The 16,934-nt window shown below is 37.2% G+C and carries 21 protein-coding genes and 2 pseudogenes; 3 read left to right on the top strand and 20 right to left on the bottom strand.

Annotated features, from left to right (window positions below; translation table 11 throughout):
- Positions 1-250: 250 nt before the first annotated feature.
- The 9 genes and pseudogenes from ACE1TI_RS08915 to ACE1TI_RS08875 all read right to left on the bottom strand — a co-directional run.
- Positions 251-661: pseudogene (locus tag ACE1TI_RS08915) on the bottom strand (aldehyde dehydrogenase family protein); the annotation flags it as partial.
- A complete protein-coding gene (locus ACE1TI_RS08910; protein WP_375007235.1) occupies positions 661-870 on the bottom strand; it encodes a hypothetical protein in 210 nt (69 codons plus the stop codon). The pseudogene ACE1TI_RS08915 and the gene ACE1TI_RS08910, both read right to left, overlap by 1 nt.
- 1,201 nt (positions 871-2,071) lie before the next feature.
- Positions 2,072-3,703 (bottom strand): ATP-binding protein, encoded by a 1,632-nt coding sequence (locus ACE1TI_RS08905; protein WP_375007234.1) that lies wholly within the window; start codon positions 3,701-3,703, stop codon positions 2,072-2,074.
- A gap of 252 nt (positions 3,704-3,955) precedes the next feature.
- Positions 3,956-5,035 carry a sensor histidine kinase gene (locus ACE1TI_RS08900; RefSeq protein WP_375007233.1) on the bottom strand — a complete coding sequence of 360 codons (1,080 nt, stop codon included), beginning with the start codon at positions 5,033-5,035 and terminating at the stop codon, positions 3,956-3,958.
- Entirely contained in the window at positions 5,025-5,702 is a 678-nt protein-coding gene (locus ACE1TI_RS08895) for a response regulator transcription factor (protein WP_375007232.1), read from the bottom strand. The genes ACE1TI_RS08900 and ACE1TI_RS08895 overlap by 11 nt, the downstream gene beginning before the upstream one ends.
- Before the next feature lie 30 nt (positions 5,703-5,732).
- Entirely contained in the window at positions 5,733-6,338 is a 606-nt protein-coding gene (locus ACE1TI_RS08890) for a peroxiredoxin family protein (protein ID WP_375007231.1), read from the bottom strand.
- Between the two features lie 22 nt (positions 6,339-6,360).
- A complete protein-coding gene (locus ACE1TI_RS08885) occupies positions 6,361-7,104 on the bottom strand; it encodes a cytochrome c biogenesis CcdA family protein (RefSeq protein ID WP_375007230.1) in 744 nt (247 codons plus the stop codon).
- A complete protein-coding gene (locus tag ACE1TI_RS08880; RefSeq protein ID WP_375007229.1) occupies positions 7,088-7,771 on the bottom strand; it encodes a hypothetical protein in 684 nt (227 codons plus the stop codon). Before ACE1TI_RS08880 ends, ACE1TI_RS08885 begins: the two co-directional genes overlap by 17 nt.
- A gap of 162 nt (positions 7,772-7,933) precedes the next feature.
- Entirely contained in the window at positions 7,934-8,317 is a 384-nt protein-coding gene (locus tag ACE1TI_RS08875; RefSeq protein ID WP_375007228.1) for a DUF302 domain-containing protein, read from the bottom strand.
- 182 nt (positions 8,318-8,499) lie between these two features.
- On the opposite strand from ACE1TI_RS08875, the gene ACE1TI_RS08870 reads away from it, so the two are divergent.
- On the top strand, positions 8,500-8,682 hold the full coding sequence (locus tag ACE1TI_RS08870; protein WP_375007227.1) for a hypothetical protein: 183 nt from the start codon (positions 8,500-8,502) through the stop codon (positions 8,680-8,682).
- A gap of 23 nt (positions 8,683-8,705) precedes the next feature.
- On the opposite strand, the gene ACE1TI_RS08865 is transcribed toward ACE1TI_RS08870, so the two are convergent.
- The 9 genes from ACE1TI_RS08865 to ACE1TI_RS08825 all read right to left on the bottom strand — a co-directional run bounded on the left by ACE1TI_RS08865 (position 8,706) and on the right by ACE1TI_RS08825 (position 13,877).
- The gene (locus ACE1TI_RS08865; RefSeq protein ID WP_375007226.1) at positions 8,706-9,488 is read right to left on the bottom strand and encodes a sulfite exporter TauE/SafE family protein; all 783 of its coding nucleotides are present in this window, start codon (positions 9,486-9,488) and stop codon (positions 8,706-8,708) included.
- 15 nt (positions 9,489-9,503) lie between these two features.
- The gene (locus tag ACE1TI_RS08860) at positions 9,504-9,770 is read right to left on the bottom strand and encodes a sulfurtransferase TusA family protein (protein ID WP_375007225.1); all 267 of its coding nucleotides are present in this window, start codon (positions 9,768-9,770) and stop codon (positions 9,504-9,506) included.
- 16 nt (positions 9,771-9,786) lie between these two features.
- Complete coding sequence (locus ACE1TI_RS08855; RefSeq protein WP_375007224.1) at positions 9,787-10,920, bottom strand: MBL fold metallo-hydrolase; 1,134 nt, start codon at positions 10,918-10,920, stop codon at positions 9,787-9,789.
- Positions 10,921-10,936: 16 nt separating this feature from the next.
- Entirely contained in the window at positions 10,937-11,335 is a 399-nt protein-coding gene (locus tag ACE1TI_RS08850) for a DsrE/DsrF/DrsH-like family protein (protein ID WP_375007223.1), read from the bottom strand.
- A gap of 19 nt (positions 11,336-11,354) precedes the next feature.
- A complete protein-coding gene (locus ACE1TI_RS08845; protein ID WP_375007222.1) occupies positions 11,355-11,933 on the bottom strand; it encodes a sulfurtransferase TusA family protein in 579 nt (192 codons plus the stop codon).
- A gap of 15 nt (positions 11,934-11,948) precedes the next feature.
- Positions 11,949-12,251, bottom strand: a complete 303-nt coding sequence (locus ACE1TI_RS08840) for a rhodanese-like domain-containing protein (RefSeq protein ID WP_375007221.1) — start codon at positions 12,249-12,251, stop codon at positions 11,949-11,951.
- Between the two features lie 92 nt (positions 12,252-12,343).
- Positions 12,344-12,823 carry a DsrE/DsrF/DrsH-like family protein gene (locus tag ACE1TI_RS08835; protein WP_375007220.1) on the bottom strand — a complete coding sequence of 160 codons (480 nt, stop codon included), beginning with the start codon at positions 12,821-12,823 and terminating at the stop codon, positions 12,344-12,346.
- Positions 12,824-12,885: 62 nt separating this feature from the next.
- On the bottom strand, positions 12,886-13,113 hold the full coding sequence (locus tag ACE1TI_RS08830; protein WP_375007219.1) for a sulfurtransferase TusA family protein: 228 nt from the start codon (positions 13,111-13,113) through the stop codon (positions 12,886-12,888).
- Positions 13,114-13,388: 275 nt separating this feature from the next.
- On the bottom strand, positions 13,389-13,877 hold the full coding sequence (locus ACE1TI_RS08825; RefSeq protein ID WP_375007218.1) for a protein-L-isoaspartate O-methyltransferase family protein: 489 nt from the start codon (positions 13,875-13,877) through the stop codon (positions 13,389-13,391).
- A 464-nt stretch (positions 13,878-14,341) separates the two neighbouring features.
- Here ACE1TI_RS08825 and ACE1TI_RS08820 point away from each other — a divergent pair, with 464 nt between their 5' ends.
- Both ACE1TI_RS08820 and ACE1TI_RS08815 read left to right on the top strand, forming a co-directional pair.
- Positions 14,342-14,779, top strand: a complete 438-nt coding sequence (locus tag ACE1TI_RS08820) for a MarR family winged helix-turn-helix transcriptional regulator (protein WP_375007217.1) — start codon at positions 14,342-14,344, stop codon at positions 14,777-14,779.
- An 82-nt stretch (positions 14,780-14,861) separates the two neighbouring features.
- Positions 14,862-15,488, top strand: coding sequence for an FMN-dependent NADH-azoreductase (locus ACE1TI_RS08815; RefSeq protein WP_375007216.1), 627 nt, complete (start codon positions 14,862-14,864; stop codon positions 15,486-15,488).
- A 236-nt stretch (positions 15,489-15,724) separates the two neighbouring features.
- Here the strand turns inward: ACE1TI_RS08815 and ACE1TI_RS08810 are convergent, their stop codons facing one another.
- Together ACE1TI_RS08810 and ACE1TI_RS08805 are read right to left on the bottom strand one after the other, a co-directional pair.
- On the bottom strand, positions 15,725-16,651 hold the full coding sequence (locus tag ACE1TI_RS08810) for a 3'-5' exonuclease (RefSeq protein WP_375007215.1): 927 nt from the start codon (positions 16,649-16,651) through the stop codon (positions 15,725-15,727).
- Positions 16,652-16,765: 114 nt separating this feature from the next.
- Positions 16,766-16,934 (bottom strand): annotated as a pseudogene (locus tag ACE1TI_RS08805) (IS256 family transposase); the annotation flags it as partial.

The following is a 16,934-nucleotide window of genomic DNA, read 5'->3' as shown; positions in this document are numbered from 1 at the left end:
TCAGCCTCGACAGGTAAATGTTCTCCAGTCACTAAAGGCGCTCTTTGCCTTTAATGACTGGAGGTTATTTAACCCCGAGAGGCTGGGCGCTGAAGCTAGACGCGGATCAAACAATATGGAGATAGTTATCCACAATTCGAAAAATATAATTTCCTAAACAAAAATAAAAACACCAAATTGGTTATGGACTGTCCGTTTATTATGCCTTCACTTTTCTATCCAATTTCAAAGACTCTCTTATTCGATCTGTTTATTCTGGTATATACGGCAGCTCCCCATTTTTAGGGACATTCACAACATGGGTCCATACATAAGCGAAAAGTCCTGATGTCCCGTATTCACGTCCTATTCCCGATTGTTTAACTCCTCCAAATAGGAACCGTATATCCAGTCCTTGAACAGCAGCAGTATTAATCATTGTGGTTCCCGCTTCTATGCGATTCGCTACCCTTATGGCATGATCCTCTTCCCCCCACACGGAGCTGGTTAACCCGTAAAAGCTGTCATTCGCGAGTTGAATCGCCTCTTCTTCCTCATCATATGGAAGAATTGGAACTGTTGGCCCAAACTGTTCTTCTTTTACAATGTCGTCATCTTGATTTGCACCCAGTACAACTGTCGGCTGCATAAAGTAGCCTTTGTTAAATATATCCGTATCTACTATTTCTCCCACCCTTGCGGGTTAGACGGAATCGGTTTGGCTAAAAAAATTTTCCCCATCAATATGATAGGATTCTGTTTCGTTATGATAGTGTACAATCCTATAAAAAAGGGAACAAACAAAATAACTTCATTCCAAAGAAGAGTTAACGCTACAGATAAAACAATAAAAATTTGATTTAATTGAACGAGCGGCTTTGGAATCCCCATTTTACTCACCTCTCCCTTTACTAATTTCAACTCTTATGACAGCTTAAATGAATCACAAGTTTTAAACTTGATGCAGTAGTGAAAAACCATTCTTTACCTTTAGATTGTATAGTTTAACTATATAGAAAAACAACTAGTGGCAATATTTAGATATTAGCGCTACAGTATAAGCTGGGAAGGGGACCTTCCCCTTCCCAGCTCTTTTTTATCACTACATGGAGGTGGTTAAATTCGGACAGGCTCTTTTAACAATTGATTTGGCAGCATTTAAATAGAGTTAAGTTAATTTTTACAGAAAAGGAGTTTTACTATAATGCAATATAATTACCAAGCAGCGGAACAAAACAATGCAAATCATTGATATTCGCTGATAAGTATCCTTCCAGACAAGGACAGCAGGCTAAAATTATGGAAAGGAAAGACCCTGTGATTCACCAGAACCCTGAATTTGCAGATGGTCCATTAACCGATAAGGACCTGAAGGGTTTTTCCGAGCTCTTCTCGTTTAATCAAACGTTTGATTAAACGAGAAGGGTACAGAAAGTGTTTCTTAACTACAAAACACTAATAATATAAAAAATACATGGATGCATCGTTCAACTTTCTCATTCTCCCTGCGGCACTTCAACTCGAACAGCATACAGCAACACACCGACTATCACGCTTAGTGACTTTCCCAATATAAAAAATTCTAAGCTGAGATAAATACTGGTCATCACAACCTGCTTCTTACCTACAGATGTTAGGAAAACAGTCTAAAATAAAATAGAAGAATAAAAGGTTTGAACGCAGCAAAAAAAGGTGAATTTTTTGATTTCTACCATCTTAATATCAGCCGGAGAATGGGGATTTCAATAGTACGTAAACTGGTTAGTGTTACCTGAAATGTATAACCCTTATCCATCTTAAAGGAGTCTCTCTAGTAGGCAGCTGTTTCATAAGCAAACCCAACTGGAATATACTCGCTTTCACCCTCAGGGCACAAGTGCGACATCTACTCCAACTCTCTTTGCTCGTTCTCGTAGTGTCTTCTTTGCCGCGGACGACGGCTCAGCCTCCTCGTGAGCAAAAAACGCTTACTGCGGGGTCTTCACACTGCCGCTTTTCCCGCTGAAGTCTCACATATTCCAGTTGCTAGATAACCAACTAACCTTTTGAGACAGCCCCCTCTTTACTAATAAAGAGATTTATTATGAAAAGCCTATATGCTTTTTTCATACAGATCTATTTCTTTTAGATGATTAATAGGAAGAATTACATGTACTGTGGTTCCACTTCCTTTTTTTGAATCAATTTCAATTTTACCTTGATGAGATTTAACAATATCAAAACAAACAGGCAGACCCATACCAAGGCCGCTTTGTTTCGTTGTAAAAAATGGCGTTCCTAAATAATCAACTTCTTCTTGCGTCATTCCTTTTCCTTCATCCTTGATAGCAAGGTGGACCTTATTTTGTTCGGGTTGGGAAGACATTTCAATGTCGATCCTGCCCCCAAACGGCATTGCTTCAAAAGCATTTTTTATAAAATTGATGAGGACTTGTTTCATTTGAGCTTCATCTATCTTAATACTGCAGCTAGAGGTTGTTGCCTTGAAGTGAATATCACAATTATGAAGACGGGCATCACTTGTCATCAAATCAACAGTATTTTTAACCAGTTCACATATATCACAGAGCTCACGGTTTAATTCTATAGGTTTTCCTAGAGAAACGAATTGGTTCACCAAACTTTTCATTCTTTCTAACTCGGCTGTTATGACCTCAAGATATTTATTTTGGTTATTATTCTCTTTTAGAAGCTGACTCAGTCCAATGATAGAGGTAATGGGGTTTCGTATTTCATGAGCTAATCCAGTACCTAATTTTCCAATCGCTGATAACTTTTCTGATTGAATCACTTGTTTTTGTAAATGATGATAAGAAGTTAAATCTCGAAACTGAGCAAAAGACCCAATCATTTGCTCTTTGTCATAAAGCGGAAAAACATCTAATAGACAAACCTTTTGTCTTTTTGAATCGTTTGCAGGAAAAGAGATCTCTACATCTTCCACTTTATTACCTGATTCGAGAACATACTTTATATATTCATCGATTCCTATTACCTGCCGTACTTTTACCTTTAAAATTTTTTCCTTGCTAACACCTGTAATTTTTTCTGCTCCTGCATTAAATTCAAGATATCTGCCATAGCTGTCTGTCATTATTACGCCTAAAGGAGTCGAATTAATAATTACTTGGTTTAATAAGTTAAGCTTATGATTTTTTTGCTGCAGCTCAATTTCTCTTTCAATGGTATCTACTGCTGATATTAACATTCCAAGATGAAAAGAAGTCGCATGTTCCGTTGTCGACATAATAGATACTGTCCCCAGTAATTCCCTATCCTCTGTGTAAAAAAACGGGGCTGAATAGCAAGCAGTTTCTGACAAGTAATAATGGAAGTGCTCTTCTCCAATCACTGCTACCGGTTCCCTATGTTTTAAGGCAAGAGACACGGCGTTTGTGCCGGCATCTTCTTCAGTAAAACTGGCGCCAACAGTAATCCCCAGTTTATCAATCATCCCTTTTATTGTTTCATCGCCATAAATATCTAATAGATACCCTTCATCATCCGTGGTTACCACTAATACAGGGATTCCATCTACGTTATTAATAAGCCTTTTCATAAAATGCTTAGCGACATTAAGCACTTTAGCATATATCTGTTGTTTCGATTGCAGCTGTTCTTTAGTCAAAACAGAATATAAATAAGGGGTATCCTCTGGATTTAAGTTGAAATATTCCCTGCAATTCAGGTGAGACTCTTTTATATATTTACTAAAATCTTTCATTTTTCGTTTCCTTCCTTGCAACTTTTTAATATTTTCGTAATATATAAACACTTTCACATGAATTATTTTATTTTCTCACATTTTCTGTTACTAAGGAAGGCATTCACTGATTTTAGAAAGACTTAACTTCTAACCAATGGTTCAGGACTAATATCACAGAACCTTTCTATTGGGTATTAATAAATAATTTTTTGAATAAAAAAGAAACATATTGAATGCTGCTGCGCATTCCAATATGTTTCTTTTTTTAGATTAATCAAAGGGAAGAGTACACCAAAAATGGTGAAGGCTTCCGCTCGAAGTCAACCCTGCTTCCCCGCCATGTTTTTTAACGACTTCTTTTACAATGGCAAGCCCAATTCCTTTTTTTCTGCGAGTTGAATGATTTGAATCCTCCATCTGGTAATGCCTTTCAAAAATTTTTGATTGAGCTTCCGAAGGGATAGGTTTACCCTCTACCGCAATATTGATTATATAGTTTGAATCTTTCACGGTTCCTTCGATAAAAATAGGGGATTGATGATGTCGGTGCTCAATAGCATTTTGAATTAAATTGAGTATTACTTTTTGCATTTCCTCCGGGTCAATGAAGAGTTCTTTTTCTTCTATTTCTACTTTTACTTTTATTCCTTTTTCTTCAAATTCCCATTGAAATAGTGTTACTGCTTGTTTAATAAATTCCTTAATATTTATTTTTTCTCTTTGAATCTCTTGTCCGGATAATTCTATTTCCCACTCGGAAAGCTTGTATAATTCATCCACCATATGAATAAGACGGACTGATTCATTATGAAGGGCATGATAAAGGTCGGCATCCCCTTTTATAATTCCTTTTTTCAGTCCTTCTAAATAACCATTAATGTTCGATAAAGGAGTTCTGAGCTCATGAGCCATATCTGCAACAAACCGTTCTCTTGATTCTTCTATATGCTGAAGTTTGTTAGACAAACTATTAAAATGATTGGTTAATCTGCTGATCTCATTGTTATCTTTCGATTGAATGGTTTGCGGGAACTCGCCTTTCAAAAGTTCTTCTGTAGACTCAGCTAATTTTCGGATGGGATTAATGACTTTTTTCACATAATAAAAATAAAAAATACTTCCTGATAATGCAGAAATAACTAGAATAAGAAGCACATATTGGAGCAGTGCTTCATTAAATGCTTGCTGTTGAGTTGAATTTACCCCGTTAATATCACTGACAAGCTGGCAAGCAAATTGATAAACCATGAAACCACTGACTCCAAGAAGCATAATGACAACTAGCATATTCCCCAGGGTTAACCGACTAATAAGAGAAACAGAAGACATAAATACTTTTTTAGACGACAAATTTATACCCCATTCCTCTTACAGTAATTATTCGTTGTGGAGATGAAGGGTTTTCTTCTATTTTCTCGCGCAGATGTTTAATATGGACGTCAACCGTCCGGTCCTGAACGATATTTTCCGTCAAAGGGTAGACCTGTTCCAAAAGCTGTTCTCTTGAAAAGAGTGTATTTGGATAGCGCATAAAATGATACAGCAGGGTAAATTCAATTTTTGTAAGGGAGAGGAGCTGACCGTAAAGTGCTGCTTCTCCCTTTCGCGGCCTGATTGTTAATCTATTGTAAGTAAGCCTCTGGCAAGTATGGCCCGTTCTTCTTAAAATTGTCTCCACACGAACTACTAGCTCCTCTGGGCTGAATGGTTTAATAACATAATCGTCTGCGCCCATTTTCAAGCCGGCTATTTTTTCGCGGCTGCTCACTTTAGCGGTCAGCATCAATATGGCCAAATCTAACTGTCGATCACGCACCCACCTGCAGACTTCTTCTCCAGAACGCTTGGGCAGCATTAGATCCAGGATCATCAAACACGGTTCTTCTTCTGTAATAATTTTCAATGCTTCTTCCCCATCAGAAGCTGTTATTACGTCATAACCCTCGTTTTCCAAATATATTTTAACCAGATTTTGAATCATGAGGTCGTCTTCCACAACAAGTATAGTTTGCTGCATTTTTTCACCTCATTATTTACGACTTTTTCCTTAATCCATATTTTCCAATTCATTAACCATCATATCGTAATTCATCGGCCCCACATTAATATGCTTAATAACTCCTTTTGTATCGACAAAAAAGGATGTAGGGATCGGTTGAATGCCATAGTCATTGGCCACTTTCACTTCTTCATCCAAAAGAAGCGGAAACGTTATACCAAGATCTTCTGCAAAAGATTCGACTTCACTTAATCCTGCTTCTGTTTGCGTTAAATTAACAGCAAGTATTTTCACATCATGATCTGCATAAAATTCTTGCATATCCGGCATTTCGGCACGACATGGCGGACACCATGTAGCCCAGAAATTTATCATCACTTTCTCTCCTCGATAGTCCGACAAAGACATTTCTTCCCCATTTAATGTTTCCAGCGAAAAGTCAGGAGCTTCTTCTTCTGTTTGCAGCCAATTTCCCTGTTCTCCCGGTTCTGCCATTTCCTCTGATTCATCCTGAAGCTGAAATTCATCTGCCGCTTCTTCTTCACCAGTTATGTTTGTATCCGGCTCCTGAGCTTCTTCCTCGGTAATTATGACTTCATAAAAAGCCCATCCCAGCATTGCTAATAGTATAGCACCAATTATCACTGTTCTCATATACTTATAACCTCCTCTATCTTTAACCTAATTGGTCAAACCACGTACCCTCTACGAGACGCAATAAATAAATCGATAAACGTGTTAACTCCCCTGAATAAAGCAAGATTCCCATAATAATTAAAAGAACACCGCCTGCTTTCATGATTACAGGCGAATATTTTAAGATCCATTTTGTTGAGCCTGCAAAGAACCCGAGGATTAAAAAAGGCAGAGAAAACCCTATTATGTAAAAAACAGTGTATACTAATCCAGATGAAGGGTTTGAGGCTGCAAGCACTAATATGGAAGCAAAAATTGGACCAATGCAAGGTGTCCAGCCTGCTGCAAATCCAATCCCTACTAAAACAGTCCCCAGGTAACCTGCTGGTTTACTTGTAAATCGAAAACGTTTCTCTTTGGAAAACCATTTTATATTTAACCATCCCGCTATGTATAAGCCCATTAAAATGATAAATACACCACTGATACGTTGTATGAGGAGACCGCTATCCCCTCTCAAAAAGCTATTTACAAACTGTCCAGCATAGGAAGCTCCTAAACCAAGCCCTAAAAACACCGTAGAAATACCTGCTAAGAAAAACATAGAATGCGCCAGCACTTTTAAACGGATTTCTTTGTTCTGATGGTGCTGCAAATCCTTGACTCCTATGCCTGTGATATAAGATAAATAAGCAGGGAAGAGCGGAAGTGTACATGGTGATATAAAAGAAATGACACCTGCCCATAAAGCAAGCCATAATGTAACATCACTCGTTTCGATCAATTGTAAATCCCCCCCATTTCATAAAGAGTCTTATAAAGCCAATCAGAGCAATAGCTGCAGCACCAAAGAAAGGCTCTTGAGGCATGTATATAAATAACATTTTGGCTGAAGAGATCAGGTTCATCATGATCATCGACAGGCTGTACAATAATAACAGCAGATAAAGCAAGCGTTCATACGTTAACTTTTTCCTCAGGAACGTGAAAGTGAAAAAAGTTGCTGCTGCAATCGACATTTGATAAAACGAATGAATGGTTGCTGGTTGAGTATAAGTGTAAAAAGCTGTATAGAAAAATTCAGTCAGCAAAAAGGTTAAAAACACATATACAGCCAGTTGAAAAAATAAAGACTTAACCGGTCGAGAAAAAATATATAAATACACCCCACCAGCAGCCCATGCAATGGTCCATTCTTTCCAAGACCCTGGGGAAGCTAGTACTGCCATAGGATCCTGCCATGTCAACGGAAAATAAAATATAAATGATGAAAGCTGATACACAACGATAAACAAAAACAATACATTGCCGGCTATATCTGTTTGTGTTTTCTTGTATTCTGGAAAATACGCTAAATAATGAAGCAGAGCAGCCGTTAAAATATAGGAAACAATAATAACTACCCATTCTTTATGAATGATCAATGGTCCAACCTGCCAAATTCCATCCAATGTACATCCACCTATTCTTTTTCTTGGTTTCTCACTAAGTATAAAATCTTTATGTTAATTTTTTATGAAGACAAATGAAGTTCAAGCCAAAAAATGGACTCCGGCACGACAAACCGGAGTCACAACATTCAGTTCTTTCAAATTAAATTCTATCTTCTGGGGTCAGCTTGCCTGGTCAATACATTTTATCATACGCTGTTCAATGTCTTGAGCGATTTCTTTTAAAGTATCATCATTCATAAAATCGATTAAAACTGTAGGTTTAGGCATACTAATATTCGTTTTATTCTCTTCTTCAAATACCGTAATTTTACAAGGAAGAAAATTCCCAACCAACTTATCGCGACTTAATACCTTTTCTGCTTCTTTCGGATTGCAGACTTCAAGGATTTTATAGTTATCCTTAAAATCTACCCCTTTTTCTTGCAATTTTCCTTGTAAATCGAAGTTCCACAAAACTCCAAATCCTTCTTCTTTAAGACTTTCCTCTAAACTTTGCGTTGCTTCTTCTACTGCTTTTGCGGTTTGTACAGTATAGTGAAACATGTTAACCCTCCTATACATATTTAGGTGCCATTTTTTATACCTTCTATTCTATACCCCAATATGTATCATAATTAAAACCTAATCTGCTTTAAACTCCCTCTAGTTTTCCTTTTAAATTCTTAGCTATTCATGGTATTATTCACAGTATACCAATAGGCTTTATTGTATAAGGAGAGAGTACAATGACTTTGTTAAGAAAGCTGCTTCATGATTATTGCCCTTCATGTAAACAGCCTTTAATTACTAAGAAATCAAATGTTTTCTCTGCAGAAGTTATTAAAACATGCCCGAAAGGCCATTATAAAAAAGAATTTCATCCTGCTATAGAAACGTATATTGAAACAACCAAAAGTGAGATTTCATAACGTCATAGAAGTCGATAATAATCTCATAAAATATCCCACCAAATTTTAATTGCTGTCCCTAAAATTAACAGCGACAAAATGCCTTGAAGTATTTTTGTATTCACTCTTTTTCCGGCATTAGCGCCTAAATGAGAGGCTATTAAGCTTGCAATAATCATAACTACAGCCGGAAGGAAAAGGACTTGGCCAGTTAAAACCTTTCCTGTGGTAGCGCCTATTGAAGAGATAAAGGTAATAGCAAGCGAACTGGCTATTGTCATTCTTGTAGGGATCTTCAAAACTAACAGCATGATTGGCACTAAAATAAAAGCTCCGGCTGCCCCTACAATTCCAGCTCCAATGCCTACTAAGAAAGCAAGAAATGCAGCAAGCCATTTGTTAAAGGTTACTTGATTTAAAGGAGTTTCATCAATTCCTTTTTTAGGGACAAACATCATAACCGCGGCAACAACAGCTAGAAGTCCGTAAATAAGATTAATTCCACCTTCCGACATAAACCTGGAACCATAACCGCCAATAAAACTTCCAGCTAAAATCCCAATTCCCATATAGACAATCAATTTTTTATTTAAATAACCGCCTTTTCGATACGCCCAAATACCTCCAGTGGTTGCAAACAACACCTGAATAGCACTAATACCAGACACTTCATGGGCTGTAAAAGCAGCAAAGCCAAGCATAGGAGGAATATATAAAAGCATCGGATATTTAATAATGGAACCGCCAATACCAACCATTCCTGATATAAAAGAACCTATAAAGCCAATGAGAAAAATGATGACTATAAATTCAATACTATACTCCATGTTTCTCACTTCTTCCTAATTTAAAAAATGAAGGGTACTAAAAAGTACCCTTTTTTTACCCTTTTTGATCCAAAATTTCAACACGCCATCTTCTTCGGTGTCTTTCAATAATTCATGGCCGCCAGATTTGACCCAGGCGGACAAATCACTTTTAGCACCTTTATCGGTAGCGTGAATTTCTAATACTTCCCCGGTAGTTAATTCATCCATTGCCTTTTTAGTTTTCACAATTGGCATGGGGCATGCTAGTCCTGTAGCATCTAATTTTTGATCAGCTTTCATTTTGTATACTCCTTTCTTATTCGTGAACGGCACAACGGTTTGGCCCAATTTCCATTTCACGTTGGTCTTCATTTTCCGGACTGATTTTACCCATGTTCGTTTTACGAATGTCTTCATAAGAGTTCGGCTGTGGCGGCAGATTTTCCGTTACCATTTTTCGGAATTCGTTTTCATCGTCCACTTGTAAACCAGAGTTGGATTGATAAAGATCACCTAATTTTGCTGTTACTTGGCCGTTTTCCCCTAATTCACTTAAAAAGGAATAGTGAGCAGGAAGAACAATTAAGTCTTCTGATAACTCTTTATAACGGCTGTATAGAGTCTTACGAAGATCTCCTACCCAATCTTCTGCTTTGCCGGAAAGATCCGGACGTCCAATCGATTCAACGAACAAAATGTCTCCTGTCAATAAATATTTATCATCTACAATTAAAGAGGTACTGCCAAGAGTATGGCCAGGAGAATATATAGGCTGAACTTTAATATTGGTTGTTCCAACTTTAATGTCATTTCCTTCTTCTAGAGGCGTGTAGTTAAAAGTTACTTGTTCTGCATCTTTAGGAGGAAGGTGATACGTTCCACCTGTTTTCTCAGCTAACTCTCTTCCACCAGAAATATGGTCGGCGTGCAAGTGAGTATCAATCAGGTGCTTGATTTGAACTCCATGTTTCTCTGCAGTATTTTCATACACTTCTATCATTCGATTCGTATCCACAATAGCTGCTTCTCCATTGGATTCAATCATATAGGACAAGCATCCTTTACCAAGACGTACAAATTGATAAAGCGCACCACCGTCGTCCAAATCCCCAATTTTTACGGGCTCTAAATGTTCACTCCATCCTTTCATTCCTTCTTCAAGAGAGGCAACATTTTCATAACCCGCTTCTTCGAGCTGTTCGGCCACCATTTCGGACGAACCGCCTTTTGCACAAACAACAATTACTTCTTTGTCTTTTGGCAGTTTATCAACAACAGGTTCTATGTCATCCAGCAGATTAAAATACGGCTCATTGATAACTTCGATGTTCTTTCCTTCTATTTTCCACTCATCAAATTCATCCGTATTACGTACATCTAAAATCAACGTTTCTTCATTATTAATGACCTTTTTGGCAAGTTCTTTATTTGTGATTGTTTTTACAGCCATTTGTTTAACCTCCTTACTAAAACGTTAGTGACATATTGGCGTCTTTGGCATATTCAATAAACGTGGCCGCTCCACCAACTTCAATACCTTCAACAAAATCATCTTTTTCGAGGTTCATCACATCCATTGTCATTTGACAAGCAATAAGCTTAATGTTGAGTTCTTTTGCCATACTTACAAGTTCCTCAATGGAAGGAACATTAGCCTTTTGAAATCCTTCATGAAAATGTTCTTTTCCTTCTGGAAGGGGAAGGTTTTTATGAGCCTCTTTGTGAATTAAATTCAACCCTTCAAATGTGAAAAATATGCCAACTTCCGCATCAGAAGCTGCTGCAGCTGTCGCTACGTTAAATACTTTATAGGCGTCAAACATAGATCCATTTGCCGCAATTATTGCTACTTTTGTATCCGCCATTTTATCATTCCACCTTTTATTATTTTGAGTCGTTTTTCTCCGTAGGACCTTCCCATTTAGTCATGCCCGGCACTACATTTTTCACTGTAGAAAACCCTTTTTCTGTAAGCTTTCTAGCGGCAAGGTCGCTTCTATTTCCTGTACGGCAGATAATTAGGTGCTCCTCGTCGCTATTTAATTCTCTAAATCGTTCTTCGAGTTCTCCAAGAGGGATATTTTTAGAACCAGGGATGTGTCCGAATGCATATTCAGCTGGTTCCCGGACATCTATAATGGAGAGCTTTTCTTCTCCCTCTAACTTGTTTCTTAATTCATCGAGATCCATCACATCTTCGTGGATAACCTCTTCTTTTTCTTCTCCTTCACTAGCTTTTCTTAAATAATGCTTTAGCACCTCTCCATCTTCGACTGTCCCCAAATATTGATGACCAGTGCTCTCGGCCCAGGCTTTTATATCTGCAGTTGAACCTTTATCTGTTGCCTGTACTTCCATGACTTGACCGGATCCAAGGTCGGTCATTGCTTTTTTTGTTTTTACAATCGGCATAGGACACGCAAGTCCTTTGGCATCCAACACTTCATTTGCTTCCATTCCCATTTTATTGCTCCCCCTTTACTTTTCAACTTTGTCTTTCCAGTCAAGCATACCGCCAGTCATATTCATTACGTTGTAACCTTTACTCTTTAAGAATTCACTGGCTTTGCCGCTTCTAGCACCAGATCGGCAAACCACAATATGTTCTTTATTTTTTTCAATTTCGTTCAAACGATCTTCCAGCTCGCCTAAAGGGATATGCTTGGCTTCAGGGATTTTGCCTTGAGCCACTTCATCATCTTCTCGAACATCAATAATATTTACATCTTTCTTCTCTCTAAGCAGCTGAGATACTTCTTCCGGATTAATTTCTTTAACCACTCGGCTTCCGCTCCTTTCAAATCTCACTAATAACTTTTCCAAATGAATATAAATTATAACTCATACAAGTACGGGTATATTAATGAGAGAAATTAAATAAATAAGTTTGTATTAGCATCTTCTGCATCTGCTAAATAAGCGGCTACCCCTGCATAATCTAAGCCGTCCAGAAGTTCTTCTTTCTGCAAACCAAGCAAATCCATGGTCATCGTGCAAGCCACTAGTTTCACACCTTGTTCTTGAGCCATTTCCACTAATTGAGGAAGCTCCATTGCTTTATGCTTGTTAATGACATGCTTGATCATTTTAGGACCCATGCCCATCATGTTCATTTTAGAAAGTCCTAATTTATTAGCTCCTCGCGGCATCATCTTGCCAAACATTTTCTCTAGAAATCCTTTTTTTGAAGGAGTGTGTTCCTCTTTTCTTAACGTGTTTAAACCCCAAAACGTGTGAAAAATAGTTACTTCATGGTCGTAAGCAGCAGCACCGTTTGCAATAATATAAGCTGCCATGGCTTTATCATAATCACCGCTAAATAGAATAATGGTTGTTCTCTTTTTAGCCATCATTGTTTCTCCTCTCCAAAATACCGTATAGGGTATATAAAAATTTAAAAAAATATATCTTACCCTTACCCTTTTTTTATATAAAACGTAAAAACGCCATTTTCTTCTGCTTCGTCAAGCAGCTCATGTCCTCCGGATCTTGCCCAGGCTGTTAAATCTAATTTTGCCCCTTTATCTGTAGCCTGAATTTCTAATACTTCCCCAGATATTAATTCATCCATTGCCTTTTTGGTTTTCACAATTGGCATTGGACATGCCAGCCCTTTTGCATCTAATATTTTATCTACATTCATATTTTAAATCTCCTTTCTTTAAAACATATACCATATAGGGTATTTAAAATGATAAAAAATAATAAAGTGATTCAACTGCCACCGTATATTATACTAAAACATTATTTATATTTTGTCTACCCTGTTCATACTAACACCCTTTTTATTTCCTTTTTGTTTTTAATTCTATTTGCATTGTATACACTATGAGGTATTTTGTAAAGGGGGGGGGATTTTAATTTAATTTTATTTGTACTTTTCATCTAATCATTACCCCCCCTTTAAGCTTACAAATACTACATTTTCGAGAAAAGTGGAATGAAGTTCTCCCTCTTTATATTTTTTATTAGCCGAAGTTCCTGGTTTAATTGACTTCCAACCGGGATTATCATTTTCCCGCCTTTTTCCAATTGATTGACTAATTCAAATGGAACTTCTTCAGCTGCTGCGGTGACCATAATCCGATCATAGGGCGCATTCTCTTTCACCCCTGGCTTACATCTTCCTAATTTAAAAGAAATGTTGGTAAAACCAGCAGTTTCTAATTTCTCTTTTGCTCTGTAATGTAAAGGCTCAATACGCTCAACGGTATAAACAGATTTAGAAAAGGAAGCTAGCAAATCTGTTTGAAACCCAGAGCCTGTAGCAATTTCTAATACTTTAGAGTCCGGCTTGAGTTCTAAAGATAACGTCATTTTTAATACAAGAGATGGCTGGGAAATCGTTTGGCCATGCCCAATAGCCACTGCCTGGTCCATGTGAGCTATTTCTTTGTCTCGATCCATCTAGTAGCTCCGGTCCATTTTGCGAAAATAATTAATAATGTCCTGCTCTTGATGTTTCAACCCTAACAACTCCCAATTACTCCTTTATCAGAGCATTTCCTCCAAAAATATAACTGTTTAAACCAATCTATTATCAAGTCAAATAAAGAGGACAGACCCTAAGTCATTTTTTGCTGTCAATATATAATATTACCTCTTTCCCACCAGACCGACATACTTTCATATAAATCCCTCCGAATGTGTCTTTTGTTGGTTTCATGGTTATATATGGGACCTTTATGTATTCTCATCTTGTTAATCAAACGTTTGATTGATATTTAGAATAATGACATTTGTAGGTTGGAACCTACTAAAAGGGTAATTGCAACAAATTGGAATTAAACATATTCGTTGACATTCCATTGAACCTTTTTTATACTTTGAACTTGTTAGCAAGCTCAGAATTAATTATTGGAGGATGGGCTTTGAAATTATCCATTCAAGATTATATCAGTATTAAAATTCATAACATCGATTTGTCCCTTACCAATTATATTAAATCTATGTTAGCAGACTATAACCTTGCTCCAGAACAAAACTTAATTATGATGTTATTGTGGGAAGAAGATGGGAGGTCACAAAGCCAAATAGCACAAAAGCTTAATAAAGATAAAACAAATATTGCGCGTATGTCTTCTAATTTAGAAAAAAAAGGTTTTATTAGAAGAGTTCCCAGTACGGAGGACCGCCGCTTGCTAAAGCTGTATCTCACTCCTGAAGGAAAAAGCCTTGGAGATAAGGTGGTACCCATTGCAGAGGAATTTAATGAAACAGTGTGTAAGGGATTTTCTGAGGAAGAGCTTGTAGAATTAGAACGTCTGTTATCAAAAATCAATAACAACGTTCAAAAATTTTTGGTATAAAGTTAATTACTTAAAAATTTTTGCTAAAATAGTTGCTATGACAACATTTCGCAAACAGAAATGAATGATGGAGGTTTTTATTATGGCAAAGGTATTATTTATAAAGGCAAATTCCAGACCAGTTGATCAATCGGTAAGTGTAAAGCTTTACGAAACATTTCTCGATAATTATAAAAAATCCAATCCGGAAGATGATGTAACAGAGCTGGATTTATTTGAAGAAAATTTACCATATTATGATACTGACAAGATTAACGGGATGTTCAAGCTTTCAAAAGGTATGGAATTAACTCCTGCTGAAGAGGAAGCAACCAGCCTGGTTAATAAATATTTGAATCAATTTCTTGAAGCGGAAAAGATCGTTTTCGCATTCCCGCTATGGAATTTTACTATTCCGGCTGCGCTGCATACGTATTTAGATTACCTGGCACAAACAGGCAAGACATTCCGTTATACAGAAGACGGACCAATTGGATTACTAATGGATAAAAAGGTTGCTCTTCTAAATGCCAGAGGCGGGGTATATTCTGAAGGGCCTGCACAATCTGCTGAAATGGCAGTTAATTATGTAAGGAATATGCTTACTTTTTGGGGTGTGGAAGATATTACAACGGTAGTTATAGAAGGTCATAACCAGTACCCAGATAAAGCTGAGCAGATTATTGAAGAAGGACTAGACAAAACGAAGTCTGTTGCTGCAAGTTTTTAATATATACACAAATAGGGACCTGCCAAACAAAAGGCGGTCCCTTTTATTTGCTTAGTGCTCACGGACATTCGTTCCTCTATTGCATGCTAAAATGTGTATTTTGCTCAATTTGGATTCAATGTCCGCAGGAACCCCATTTAACAAGGAAATCACCGAAATAACGCCTCTTGTCCATAGCGAATTTTCTTCAATCTCAAAAACAATCGTCCATTATAAAGGTGAACGATAGTTCCGTTTTACATTTGTTCTATGCTACCCATCTTTTCGCTTTTTTTCTCCAGTAATTCTTTAAGCAATCCGGTTTGATGGGTCCGATGTAAAAAAATGTCCAAGTCATGGAGAGCTCGTGTCATTACTACATACAACAATTTGATATCTAATTCATTATTCAAGTTATAATTCTCTTTATCGGTGATCAGTACGACTGCATCAAATTCAAGGCCTTTGGATAGATAAGAAGGCACCACATGAATGATCCCTTCTTCTAAATGTTCGTTCTCTTCTAATACCTTGGATGAAAAGCCTGTATATTTTTTTAAAGCTTTATGGATTATAGAACACTCTTTGTGAGTCTTCCCTATTATCGCAATCGATTGATGACCTTTTTGTTTAAATTGCGAAACCCTTTCTTGAATCTGCAATGCTGCGTCTTTCGAGGTATCAAATAAATAAAAACTCGGTTCATCTCCGTGTCGGACTACTGGTTTGGCAAGGGGTAATCCTTCCGATTGGCTGTATTGAATAACCGTATTTGCCCATTCCATAATTTCCTGTGTCGTACGATAACTTTGTTCCAACGTAGTATAGGTTGCTTTATTAAACACATTTTCGATAACTTCATCCCAATTCATAATACTTCTATAGCTATGAATGCCTTGAGACAAGTCACCTAGAATGGTAAATAACTCGGTATTAGTAACTTTTTTTAAAGTGTAAAATTCAAATAGACTATAGTCTTGAGCTTCATCAATGACTACGTTTTTAATTTTTTGTGTTTCTTTCACTCCAGCAAGCAAATATTTTGTGTACAGAAGCGCAGCAGCATCTTCTCCTTCCATTTTTTTACCTTTTAACACAAACTTGTTGTAAGAAGCCAATAACTTTGCTTCTTTTTCTGAGACGCTTCCGCCTCCATATTTTAATAAAAGATTTTCGTCTGTCATTAACTCTTTATAATAAGTGTAAATGTCTTTTTTATTAGGTACCGTCAATAAGTTTGTGTAATGTTTTTAGAGTATCCTAAGAATAACTTCTTGAGTTTTCTTACAGAGGGAAGGTTATTCTTCGTTCTGACCTTCCCCGTATCGGTTCGTGAACATTTTTTTTAAGGCTGGGGCGGCCGTACCGAATCCACGGAGTTTACGACCGGACCAACGTTCATTGTACTCTTTCACCTGCAGGTACACGACTTTCTCGGCTGCCTGTTCGGTGGGGAGACTGTTCATT

This window comes from Alteribacillus sp. JSM 102045 (assembly GCF_041949975.1).
Lineage (GTDB): Bacteria > Bacillota > Bacilli > Bacillales > Marinococcaceae > Alteribacillus.
Note: the sequence above shows the minus strand (reverse complement) of the source record. Positions and strands in the feature narration are given on the sequence as shown.